Below are 12,671 nucleotides of genomic sequence, written 5' to 3'. Positions count from 1 at the left end.
TGAGGTTAGTCCGTTAACTCTCCAGAGAGCATGCGCCTTCGAATTGACCGCTGCTGTCAATCATCCTGCGCCCCTGTGGTCCAATCACGAGAAAACCATTCCTTTTCCGATGGCGAGACGGGAGAAATCCTGCGGTCGAAGTTGCTCCAGCAAGCCAACGCCGCATAAGCTATTGTCTTGCGCTCTTCAGGATTCAGCGGTCCTAGCGAAATGCTGAGCATCAGCAGGACGGCATCGCCACATGGCTGCAATTTTAGGTGGCCCATCACGCTGCATCCGAGACGTCCGACAACTCGTCGAATGTTCCGGCAGGCAAGGACAGTGACCTGGCGATCCGGTCACGATAGCCCTTATTGTACCTCAGGCCGGACTCGATGTTTTCGATCTCCTCACCGGAAAGTCCGCAGGCTATTGCCAGTTCCTCAATCGAGTAGCCCAGGTGCTCGCGGTATGCCCGGACGACATGCGTCCCCTCTGAAATCGCCTTCAAAACCGTCTCGGGAATGCGCGAATCGTTCATATGGCAACTCCGTAAACCAGGGTAGCGCCTGAGGGTCGAGGGTTCCTCTCGACCTGGCGAACCCAGCAAAATGTAAAATGGATCAGGCGGCCTGATCGGGCCCATCCATGGAAGGGCCACGACTGAAAACTGGCGGCCGGTCCAATATGGAGGTTCACCCGATTCCGATCAAGTCCGAGTTGCCCAATCGCCGGTCCTGGCGAGCCCCGCCCTGCGAAAACGTTCAGCGATTGATTCAAATCAACCGGCATCTCTCCACTGCGCGCCATGGTGCGGTGCATCGTTTTTGAACACCAAGGAGAGAATTTCATGGCGAGAAAGCTAATGGGCGTGACCCTGGGCGTAACAGCGGCCGTCGTCCTCATGGTGGTGGGACAGCAGGCCGTCGCGGCTGAACCTGCGCAAGCCGCTAGCGTCGCGCAGGCAGGAGCTCCGGTGACGGAAGCGCCAAGCCCTTGGCAGATCCGCCTGCGTGGGTTGGGGGTCATCACTGAGGATTCGGGCTACGTCAATGCGGTGCCCGGCTCCGATCTTTCCTATTCGAATACCGTGACGCCGGAACTCGATATCTCCTATTTCTTCACGGACAACATCGCCGCCGAACTCATACTCGGCACCACTTACGCCAACATCGTCGGCCAAGGAACGATCGGCGGGCTGGGCGAGATCGGCAAGGTTTGGCTGCTGCCGCCCACTCTGACATTGCAATATCATTTCACCGATTTCGGCGCCCCCTTCAAGCCCTATGTCGGCGCCGGCGTGAACTACACGATGTTCTACAACCAGGATGCCGGCAGCGCCGATGCAATCGACGTCAAGGACACGTTCGGGGCCGCGCTGCAGGTCGGATTCGACTACATGCTGGACCAGCACTGGGGCCTCAACTTCGACGTGAAGAAGCTTTTCCTGGAGCCAGAGTTCGACGTCGCGGTGGGCGGCGCGAACCTGACGGGCAAGGCCGAGCTTAATCCCTGGCTGATTGGCACAGGTTTCACCTACCGCTTCTGACAACGAAAGGCAAAGCGGCTTGCTGACCTCCGCTGTGAAACGAAGGGCGCCTCGTGCGCCCTTCTTTACCGTCGGCTCCCCTGCACAGGCGAACTGACCCGGTCATTCGACGAGGCGACCTTTTTGCCTCTGGGCGAGGAAGTGTCCGAAATCGGAGGAACGTTCAGATCAACTCTATCCATGACAATCCAACGGCTTCGACACCGACAATGACAGCTTGTTCCTGAACGAGACGGTGCGCGATTACTGCCAGGAGACCGGAGCGCATTCACGCGCTGCCGGCCCTGCAAGAATGACCCGGCGTTTGTCGAGCAGAAGAACGGGGCTGTGGTGCGCCGAATCGTCGGCTATCGCCGGCTGGAGGGGCTAGAAGCCGCTGCGGCTCTGGCACAACTCTACGCGACGGTGCGGCTGTTCGTGAACTTCTTCCAGCCCTCCTCAAGCTGGCCGGAAAGGAGCGGGACCGAGCCCGCGTGGGCAAGCGTTGTCATCCTCCGTCCACACCCTGCCAACGACTATGGGCAGACCCGCGGACGACCGAACCGGTTCGCGCCGCACTTGTGCCAACGTATGCACGGCTGGACCCCGTCAGGTTGTTGCGCGAGATGCGGATGGCGCAGCAGCGCCTCGTCGACATCGCGGACAAAGCCTCCCTGCCATCGCTCGCGGCGGCCGATCTGACGCTCGAGCGGTTCCTGTCGGGACTGCGGACGGCCTGAAAGGAGGGCGAAATCCGCCGGACCGCGAAAGCCGAGCCGAAGCAACAACGAGGCCGTCGGCGTCCCGACCCCTTCGCCCGCGTCACCAACGAACTGGAAGCATCGGTCGATGAAGAGCCGTGGCGGACCAGCCGTGAATTGCTGGAGGTCTGCAGGCGGAGCATCCGCGGCTTTATCCCGATCACCTTCTGCGCACGCTGCAGCCTGAAGATATGGGGGAAGGAAAAAGCTCACGCGATGTGTTCGGCGCGATGCGGTTCGGGCTGTCAAGCGAGCCAATGGCGAATTGAACCGCACCCAGTCATGGGGAACTTATGCTGAGGCAACGGAAATGTCCGTGTAGAGCATTCAACCGTGAGGCAATACGGCGTCTCATCCTGATCGTCGCGCTATAAGTGGCGCCACCAGCGCACTTCGTCAGCTTGTTGTCAGCTCGTACAGCTAAAGCATCGCGCCATCGTTGAGAGTTGCGGACACTAGGCGTCGTACGGACAAACGTGAGGCAAGTGTTTGACACCAGGTGAGGACGGCTGTGCTGATCGCTGCCTATCGAATCTTGGTTTTAGGCAAGCTAGGTCGCTGGGTTGCCGCCCAAGCTCACTTCCTTGAATTCGAGCTTGTCGTTGTTGCGGTGGGCAATGCGTATGCCTCGACGGTTGTGGCGCCCCAGCTGCAGCATCAGTGGACACCACATCCGAGAAGCTGCTCGTAGGCGATCGATCTCACCAAGTTCGTACTTACACATCCCCAACTGCATAGGAGATGAATCTTGACGCGCATTCACCGCCGTCGGCGATCGGACATGTCGGACTCTGCAGCCGACGCTAGCCTGCGAGCCGATAGTGAGCGCAATGAACTACCCGGAGTTGCTCGAGACCAATCATTCGGCTCTGTGTTGGAGAATATACGCTCCAAGCCCGAGCAGTCCAGCGCACCTCGTCGAGAAGAAACCTCGGAGCGCTCTGACGACGAACACCATCGGGTTGATCGAGCGTGTCTGGGTTTGCACGATAGCGTTCTCGGTGCGGAGGAAGCATCCGTGCCTGCCGTGCGAACTCAGTCGGGAAGGCGACGTTTAGACGAGCTGTCCGGGCACAAAGCTCAGAAGCGCATTTATCGATCCTACCGTGATGCCCTCGCTCCGGAGCCAGAATCGTCGCGTTTTGGAGACGAACGCTGGCGTCCCGATCAGGAAACTGAGAATTCGCAAACAGAGGCGATAGCGCGTCACAAACGAGTCATGCCCGACGTAGGGTCTGAACCAAAGAGGCGTCGTATCGGCGACGTCGCCACTGGAAGCGACGACCGCCGGTTTGAACCAGATCCTGCCGAGCTAAATCGCGACGCGAGCTTCGCTCGTCTTGGCGGCGAAGCGTTGCAACGCAATCGAACGTCTGGGAGCTTGCAAAGAGACACTCTCCAAGAACCTGAGCGGTCCGGGCCCGACCTGCGGGGCTGGCCGGTCAAGCGGCGCATCAACGAGGTGGTGCCGCAAAGGGCGCATGGAAAGGAAGCGCATGGACGCGCGGACCTCGAGCGCTCGAGGCTTCGTGAGCGGATGGAGACTCTTGACCGCGCTTGCCGCGCTGATGACTTCTATGCATTCTCAACTGCCGTAGTGGATTATGCCAAACAGCTGAAGATGCCAAGCCTTGCAACTTTCCTGCAGAGGGCTGCGGCTCTGTTCGAAAGTGATTTTATACCGCGATGGGAAGACAATGTACGCGGTAACCAAAGCTGGGGCTACGCCCTCACCTGCAATGCGGTGAGCCGCGAAGCCGGAGGTCAGGCGGGCATAGATGCGTGCAAGGCGATGGCAACTCACGTCTCGCAGCTTAATGACGCACTCATGAGGAAAGTTGACCTGAAGGCGCTTTCCCTATTTGCGGTTTCATTCGGGCGGCATCCACAATCGACGACATGCCGTAATGGAACAATTAGGATCGCGAAGTTCTTTTGCGAGGAGAACCTGGCGCTTCAGCATCTGAATGATCTGAGTCTTTCATCGCTGGCCAATGGGTTCAGCAAGTGGCCCGAAAGGACGGAGTGTCGCGATGGCACAGTCGCGATTGCAGGCGAGCTCCGTCGGCGCGCCAAAAACAAGGGGCTTTCCGACATCACTCAGATGCGACTGCCCGGTTTGGTGAACGCTCTCTGTAAGTGGCCGAAGGAGGCGATCTGTCGCAAGGCGACTGCCGCGATTGCCGATGAGGTCTCTCGTCGCGCGCAATTTTCGGAATACAATTCTCAGGCACTTACGAACCTAGTGAACGGTTTCAGCAAATGGCCGGAAGAGGCAAGGATTGAGCGCGCGACACTCCAAATCGCCGCCGAGGTGACACAACGCCCGCTAGCTGACTTTGACCCACAGGGCCTAGCAAACTTGGTGAACGGTTTCGGCAAGTGGCCGGAGCAGCGGCCTGCTCGCCGAGCGGGGGTCGCAATTGCCGCCGAAGTCTGTCGTCGCCAGCTCTCTGACTTCAATCCGCAGAACCTGGCCCTCCTTGTGAACGGTTTCAGCAAATGGCCGAAAAAAGAGGACTGTCGAGAGGCCACCGCGGCAATCGCTGGGGAAATCCAGCGGCGGAGATTGGGTGATTTCACGCCACAGGCTTTGGTCAACCTGGTGAACGGTTTCAGCAAGTGGACCGAAGAAGCGGACTGTAGAGCGGGCACAGAGGCAATTGCTGGGGAGATCCTCCGCACCGGGCTGCGCGGTATCACTCGGCCGGCCTTGGCGGTCCTGGTGAACGGCTTCAGCAAGTGGCCGGATGACTCGAGATGTCACGCAGGCGCGCTAGCCATCGCTCCTGAAATTCTTGAGCTCGCCGGCGGACCCGACGGCCTTTCTGATTTCCACGAGCTGGGCCTGGCGAACCTAGTGAACGGCTTCTGCAAGTGGCCGCAAGAGACGGTCTGTCGCAAGGCGGTCGTCGCGGTCGCCGAGGAGATCATCGGCTTCCCCGACCGGCTCCCTCGTTGCAGCCAGCAGGATCTGGCCACCTTGGTAAACGGTTTCAGCAAGTGGCCTAAGGAGCTGGCTTGCGGGGAAGCCACAGTCGCTGTCGCCAGCGAGATCCTTGACCGTGCTGGCCGCCACGGCCGGCTCTCTGGTTTTACCGAGAGGTCGCTTGCGAACCTGGTGAATGCGTTCAGCAAATGGGCTGACCGCACGCCGGCTCTTCAAGCCTCAACCGCCATCGCAAATGAGATCCTCAGCCGCCCCGATCGGCTCTTGTTTTTTGGTCGACGGGAGTCCTCGAACCTGGTGAATGGCTTCAGCAAATGGCCGAGAGAGGAGAGCTGCCTCCAAGCAACAACCGCAATCGCCCGTGATCTTCGCGCCCGCCACAGGCTCTCCGATTTTAATAGCCTGGAGCTGACAAACCTGGCGAACGGCTTCAGCAAGTGGCCTTCAGACGAAGACTGTTCCGAAGCCTCAGTCGCTATCGCTCGGGAGATCCTCTGCCGCCGCTTGTCCGATTTTACTCCGCAGCAACAGGCCAACCTGATGAACAGCCTCGTCAAATGGCGGGGAGAGGCGACGTGCAGCGAGGCAATCGTGCATCTCGCGCGCGACCTGGGTCGAGGAGGCCAACGATTCGGTCCTTTCACAACGCCTCAGCTCAGCAGCATAGCTAACGCCGTGGGGCTAAGTTTCATGAGAGCGGAGGAAGCTGGAGATATTGCTGACGCCACTATGCTGAAAGACCGGATGCAGCAGCTGGTGCATTACTTGCACTATGCAGATGATCGGCTCGAGCAGGCCGATGTTTTGAGCATTATCAACATCTTCAAGCCGCTGGGAAAGGCTCGGCTGTTTGACGACCTCGCTTTGTTGGCACCAAAAGGTTTGGGTCGGCTCGGAGAATTGGTTCATGCCCCTGGGTTTACCGCCGAGAACAACCTCGAATCCATGGGTAACATTTGTATCGCTCTGCTCCCGCTCGCCAGAAGCCCGGAGAAATCGATGCTCTGGCACCGGCGGCAAGCGCTAAACCTGCTGAACGATCTCCAACCAGGTTTGGAGCAGAAGATCGCGGCATATCTAGAAGCAACCAATGCCGAGCGGCGGAGCTGTGGCCCTTTATCGAGCCGCCGTCCCGCGCTCTCGATTTTTCAAGTGCTCAAGGCGCGCGAGGTCCTGGCGAGTTTGTACCGACGACCGTATGTCGAGGGTAACAAGTCCGACTTGGCTATGCGGCGGCAACAGCTGGAACGCGAGACCAAGAAGATCCTGGCCGAGACGCGGAACCTCATGGAAGGCGATCTGTCCAACATGAGCTGGAATCTGATTGCGCAGATCGAAGGGGACGATGCGCTTGATGCGCTCGACTCGTTCATGACGCTGGATGAGGGGGCGATCCGGAGTCAACATCCGCCGTCCGTCTTTGATATGCATCAAGTATTACGGACCATGGATCACGAGCCCCGACCGCCCGAGGGTGAGGCGGGACTGATGCAGTTGCCAGTCGTTGACCTGCAGGGGCGCCGGCTGGCCACGGAGGCTGAGCCGCCGCGATACTCGATCTTTCATCGCCTGACCTCGGGAGCCGTCCCGTTGGTAGCGGTCCAACTGCCGGGAAAGCCGAGCCCCTACATGTTAAGGCGCGTGTTCTGTGTCGCTGATGTACCTCACCGCATGGACCTGTTCGGCGGAAGCAAATTAAAGGCGCGTAAGCCAACCCTCTCGCAGATTGCCGCCGTCGCTCCGGGCGAGCGAGGACCCGAGGCTTTCGGGGGGAAGCTGCTGGCGATCCCGTATGCCGAGACCGCACCGGGTACGGCGTTCGAGCAGCTATCGCGCGCCTGGGCGCCTTTCAAAGAGGCCTATTACTACACGCAGCGCAGGGGCTTTGCTGCACCTCCTGCCATCAAAGATCTGGGCCCTCATGACTACGCGCTTGAGGGCAATTTCAAGTTGTCGCTGCTGCCGGACCGCCCTGCCGGCGAGGAGCACCCCTTTAAGCTGACTGGACCGGAGGGCTCGATAGCTTTGCGGCCGCATGACGGTTGCGGCTTTATCAGAGCCTCACTGGCGGAGCGTATGATAGCTGTTCGCCGCGCTGGGCGGCAGGATGGGCCTGATCGGGTGCCTGCGTTCGCGGAGGGAAGGAAATCGTCGCTCCCCGCCACGGCGCTGCAATATTATTCGAGAAGCGAGCGGGTGGCGGAAGAGGCGCGCGAGAAGGCCAACAGCTGGCTTGAGGCTAAAAAAGGAGAAGCGCTGACGTCCGAAGAGTTGTTTCGCACCGTAACGGCCGGACACATCGAAGGTCCCGGCGCGGTTGCCGTACCATCCAGTGATGGCCGTCTGCATGTGCCTAAGCTTAAGAGCGAGGGGCTGACGGGTGCGGCTGGCGTGCTGATCGGCCGCTCCCCATACGATAAGCCAAACTTGCGCCCATTAAGGGCTGAACAAGTCATGTCGTCAGCCGATGGCGACGCAACGGCGGCATTCCTCGATAAGTGCGTGGCCATGCAATACAGCTTCAATGTCGCCGAGAAGTCGGGAGAGCAACTGGCGGGCGACGATCCCACCTTTTTCGCCAAAGGCATTCTCATCGTGGTGCCTGACGCGATGTGGCCGGCCGACTACCTCGATCGTGGGGTGGTATTGTCGGCGGAGGACGTTAAGTCCCATTCGGGCTGGACCAGCCGCAAGGAGCGGGTTACGGCGAACACCTCCCTTGATTGTGTCGGCATCCTCCAGGCGACAGAGGTATTCGCTCCGGGGTCCTTGGTCGCCGTGCCGCCCGATCAACAAAAGAAACTCGATGGCGACTTCGATGGGGATACGGTCATTATTATCGGCGACCGGCCGCAACTCTATGAGCATGTTCGCCGGTTCGATGAGGCGGAGCAAGCTCGCGGAGTCCGCTCGCTCAAGCCGCCAAAATCGCATACTGCCGCGATCGAGGACGGCAGGTACAATTTCAGTCGTGCCAGCCAGATCCTCGCTGCCACGCAGAGCACTTTGGAAATCTATAGCACTTTGCAGCGGAATTTTCTGGCTCAATCCGATCAGGCCCGGTGCTGGTTTGCCGAGCGGGCGATCTTTGGAACCTACGAAGGTATTCACCATGAGCTCAGAAGTGCCATACGTGACTTGTTGAACCAGGAAGAGGTGAGCGGCCAGGATATCCAACCCCAGCTCGAAAGAATGATGCGCGAGATTGAGCTCGCAGTGCATCCGGTCGCTCGTGAGATCAGCGAATTGCTCGTGGCCGACTTGGAGGCGTGGGCCGCTGGTGCGAATGGGGACGTCCCGCCCGAGACAATCGAACGCGGCACCGTCAACGATGGCGTGAGCCAGGCGGTTTCGGAGTTGCTTCCGCACCTGGCCGAAGCCTATCAGGCCTCCGCTCACCCCCGAGACCGCGTTCAGGTCTTACTCGACCACTACCCTGCGCGCATCGATCCTCGACCGGATGGCTACGAGCCAGACGACGTCATACAAAGCGCAAGCAATCTCCTAAGCCTCGGCAACAAGGTCGGGACCGACGCCTATAAATCCGACACAAGTGCCCAACTCTTCATGAAAAAAAGCCAAGCGCTGCAGCGCCTCCTGCAACAGACGCCGGGCCTAAGGTCCGTGCCCTACGTCAAAGGCGTAGCAGCCACGCTCAAGCAGGGCAGGTTCGATGTCGATGCGTCATTGGAGGATCTGCGGGACAATCCAACGCTAACGGCTTCAGTCATGGAAGCCGCTATCAAGCTCGCCGCAGACAAGCATATCCTGCCGGAACCCATCGGTCGACAGCTGACGGCCGAAGATACCGCTATGATGATGACCCCCAAGGAAGCCGCGGATGGCGCAGAGATCGAGCGTGCTAAAGCCGCAACGGAAGAGAAGGAGATTACCACAGCGGTACTTAGAGTTGCCGAGGTCCTGACGGGAGCGGATATCGACGTCAGCATGCCCCGTTTGGATCGCCCCTTGAGATCGGTAGGCTCACTGGCAGCCCAACTGATGGGAAGGAGCGCTAAGTCTGATAGCGACGCCCAGCTGATCAGCAACGCCGTGCGGCATGTCTTCCAAATCCCTGACAAGGATTTTGCACGTGGTTTCAAAAAAGCCATTTTGGCATTTGACGAGCGGGGCTACGCTGAGGTCAGCACGACCAACTGGTTCAGGATGCGAGATCCAACCTTCATCGGCGTCACCAGTGTGCTCACCACGCCGGACGGATATCGCTTTGCGCTAGAGTTCCATACGCCACAGAGCTATCAGGCTAAGCTTACCAACCACGATACCTACAAGAAGCGGGACAAGCTGCGGCTAGAGCTGAGCGGAGATGCTCTGGTGCAAGCTACGCAAGAACTTGCCCAGAGTGCACGAGAGGCCTGTAAGGACGTGGCGATTCCAGAAGGCGCCAGGGAGCTTCCTCACTGGGGAATCGAACTGGACGCTCGACCATTTGCCGGTGCGACCTTTGGCGCGCGAGTAGCCGAACGGCCACGGTTGCCCGAGAAATCGCAGATGGCCAAAGAGGTCGTCTCGTCGCTGCGCTCGCGGCCGATTGTGCTCGTCGGGCTGCCTGGCGCCGGCAAGTCCTCCATCGGCCCAGCTCTCGCGCGGCGACTCGGGCTCGACTTCGTCGACTCCGACAAAAAAATCGAAAGGGAGACCGGCATGTCGATCACGGACATTTTCGATGCCGAAGACAAAGGCAAGCAGTGGTTTAGGGACCGCGAGGCGAGCTTGATCGCGCAGTGTTTCGAGAAAGGGAACGTGGTCCTCGCAACTGGCGGCGGCGCCTTCGAGCGTGAGGAAACCCGGCGCCTAATCCTGGACAACGCGGTCTCGATCTGGCTCGACACTGACCGAGGCGAGATCTGGAAGCGCCTTGCGAATGACACCAGCCGCCCGTTGCTGCGGATCGGCGAGACAGAGGAGACCAGCGGGCTGCAGAGCTCCGACAAGACGGCCATCAAGAAGGAGCGTTTCGAGGAAATCGTGCAGGAGCGCACGCCGCATTATCGCCAGGCCAATCTCACAGTCGTTCCGCCCCATAGACGGAACAACAACAGGAACGCCGAAGCATGCGTGGCGGCTCTGCACGCCTATCTCAGCGGCGGCGCAGGGCCGGATGCTCGGCAGGCCGGCTCGTTTCAGGAGCTTCCTGTTGCGCCAAGCTCTCAGGGGGCGGGAGCTTCGGGTACGCTCGTGAATGAGATGCGGGCCCCCGCCTCATCATCATCTGCGAGGGCTCCATCCTCAGACATCCACGCCAGTGTTGGGGCTCTGGTTGATTTGCCGTCCACATCGCATGCGCTGCATGATGATGCTCACCATTGACGAGTGTCCCCGCCCAAAGCGTCGGATGCTCGCACCGATATAGCGCGAGGATCAGGATGAAACGGCGTCTCACCTTGATTGGGTTCTTCCGCACATTTGTGCAGGGACTATTATTTTGGGTGGCTCCTCTGTTCGGTTGGGTCAAGCGGCTGCCAGCAGTCGGCTACGGAGGAGTGGATAGGCGGCGTGCCCGTACGTCTTCACGTCGCGGTGAGCGGCGCGACAATGACGGGCAAGGCCGAGCTTAATCCCTGGCTGATTGGCGCAGGTTTCACCTACCGCTTCTGACAACCAAAGGCCAAGCGGCTTGCTGACCGCCGATCTGAAACGAAGGGCGCCTCGTGCGCCCTTCTTTGCCGTCGGCCCCTGCACACGCGAACCGACCCGGTCATTCGAGGAGGCGGCCTTGTTGCCTCTGGGCGAGGAGAAATCGGAGGAACGTTCGGATCAACTTTCTCGATAACCGTCCAACACATAGCCGCCGATTGTAGGGCGAGGGCTCGAAGAACCCGTTGACGGGAGGGCGGCCGCCCCGGTTCCACGACCAGGAAGAGTATTCCTGGTCATAGCGGCTTCGACTAACGCCTGAATGGAAGTACTTATCCCATTGTGCTCGATGTGGGCTTCTCGGATACACGCTGGGGACTTTCTCCTGGAGCTGATCGCGGGGCGCAACCTTCAGGCGCGCATCCTCGTCGCAGTGGAGATCGTGGACCAGCGCCGGCCGATCAGGTTGCAATTCGTCTTCTTGCGGGCTGGCACCGTCCCACCGTTCCGCACCCTTGGCTGGCCGTTGGAGCACGGCGTCGATCGCCGCGAACTGCCGCCAACAGATCCGGCTCGTCCGCCTCGGCTAATCAGGGTCCAGCTCCGGCGCCAAACGCCTCCTCTTCCCAGCCGCTTGCCGCCGGCACCGGCGCCCCCGCGGTCCCGTCAGCTGACGCAACCCGCACATTCGGATATCGGGAAGCGAGGTTTGCCGCGATCTCTTCGTTGCGGGGCGACAACACGATCGATACCGGATCGCACTTGAGGGATTTCAGCCCGATAACAATGGCTGAAGTAAGCGCGCCGGTGCCGGCGAAGCCAAGTTTCATTGGGTACCGCACGGCGTTGGTTCCCTAGACGGTCCGGGATCACCGCGGCCCCTGCTCCAGCCTGATCCGGTAATTAAGCGACCGCTTCGCCCCCGGTGCGACCAGCATCAGGCGCGGCTTATCGGTGAAGTTGCCAGCGAAGTCCACAGGGCTTGCTATGCCGTGCCAGGGTTCGATGCACAGGAACGGCGCGCCGCCCGGCTTTGACCAGATGCCCAGTTCTGAAAATCCCTGCCATGATACTTCGATCGCCGGACCACGCTCGGCCTCGTAGCGCACGCTGGTGCTTGCGGGCCGATCCAGGATGACGGCGTCGTCATCGAACAGCCGTTCGGATAGTGCAAGCGTCCTGCCTTCGATGGGCGTCGGCCGCGGTGCTGAGAGCAGGAGGCCATCCCTAAGGCGAGGAACCGGCGCCGGCTCATCATCGGCAAAGGTCAGGCGGTAGGCCTCCTTAGGTAGCTCCGACAGCAACGGCCAATTGAACGCCGGGTGCGCGCCTATGGAGGCCGGCAACAGCTCGTCGCCTATGTTGGTGACCTCGAAAGTCACGCCGAGTTGCTGGCATTCCAGCGTGTAAGTCACGGCCAGGCGAAAAGCGAAGGGGTAGTGCGCGCGGGTGTCGGCGTCGTCGGTAAGAACCAGCGTGCAGGATCGAGGCCCCCTGTCCGCCCACACAAAAGGCTTGTCGCGCGCGAAGCCGTGCTGCGTCATGGTATAGGTCTGGCCGCGGTGACGCAGTTGATCGCCCTTTAGCCGGCCGACAATCGGAAACAGCACCGGAGAATGGCGCCGCCAGGCCGGCCCGGCCTGCCACAGGAACTCAAATCCTTGAGCATCCTGCAGCGACACCAGTTCGGCACCCTGCCCGACTATAACAGCCGAGATGCCGTCGCCGTGTAGGGCTTGACTGTCTTGTGCCACATGTCCTCGCGGGCCGCTGTCGAAGGGTGCTGTGGCAGACTAGCAAAAGCTCTTGGGGACTCAAGGTGTGGCCGGGTGTTGCGAGAACGAATTGTGGCCGG

Annotated in this window: 6 protein-coding genes; 2 read left to right on the top strand and 4 right to left on the bottom strand. The window is 60.2% G+C overall.

Annotated elements, in window-relative coordinates; translation table 11 throughout:
- Positions 1–56 precede the first annotated feature (56 nt).
- Complete coding sequence (locus ACG873_RS31485; RefSeq protein WP_394889864.1) at positions 57–266, bottom strand: hypothetical protein; 210 nt, start codon at positions 264–266, stop codon at positions 57–59.
- Positions 266–520, bottom strand: a complete 255-nt coding sequence (locus tag ACG873_RS31480; protein ID WP_394889862.1) for an XRE family transcriptional regulator — start codon at positions 518–520, stop codon at positions 266–268. The genes ACG873_RS31485 and ACG873_RS31480 overlap by 1 nt, the downstream gene beginning before the upstream one ends.
- Before the next feature lie 309 nt (positions 521–829).
- On the opposite strand from ACG873_RS31480, the gene ACG873_RS31475 reads away from it, so the two are divergent.
- Both ACG873_RS31475 and xopAD read left to right on the top strand, forming a co-directional pair.
- Positions 830–1,528: an OmpW/AlkL family protein gene (locus tag ACG873_RS31475; RefSeq protein WP_394889860.1), complete on the top strand. Its 699-nt coding sequence runs from the start codon at positions 830–832 to the stop codon at positions 1,526–1,528.
- A gap of 1,959 nt (positions 1,529–3,487) precedes the next feature.
- Complete coding sequence (xopAD, locus tag ACG873_RS31470; RefSeq protein WP_394889859.1) at positions 3,488–10,549, top strand: XopAD/skwp family type III secretion system effector; 7,062 nt, start codon at positions 3,488–3,490, stop codon at positions 10,547–10,549.
- A gap of 857 nt (positions 10,550–11,406) precedes the next feature.
- On the opposite strand, the gene ACG873_RS31465 is transcribed toward xopAD, so the two are convergent.
- Both ACG873_RS31465 and ACG873_RS31460 read right to left on the bottom strand, forming a co-directional pair.
- Complete coding sequence (locus ACG873_RS31465) at positions 11,407–11,646, bottom strand: hypothetical protein (protein ID WP_394889858.1); 240 nt, start codon at positions 11,644–11,646, stop codon at positions 11,407–11,409.
- Positions 11,647–11,685: 39 nt separating this feature from the next.
- On the bottom strand, positions 11,686–12,570 hold the full coding sequence (locus tag ACG873_RS31460; protein WP_394889857.1) for an aldose 1-epimerase family protein: 885 nt from the start codon (positions 12,568–12,570) through the stop codon (positions 11,686–11,688).
- Positions 12,571–12,671 lie beyond the last annotated feature (101 nt).

Source organism: Allomesorhizobium aridi (assembly GCF_043769475.1).
Classification (GTDB): Bacteria; Pseudomonadota; Alphaproteobacteria; order Rhizobiales; family Rhizobiaceae; genus Allomesorhizobium.
This window is presented reverse-complemented; position numbering and strand designations above follow the sequence as displayed.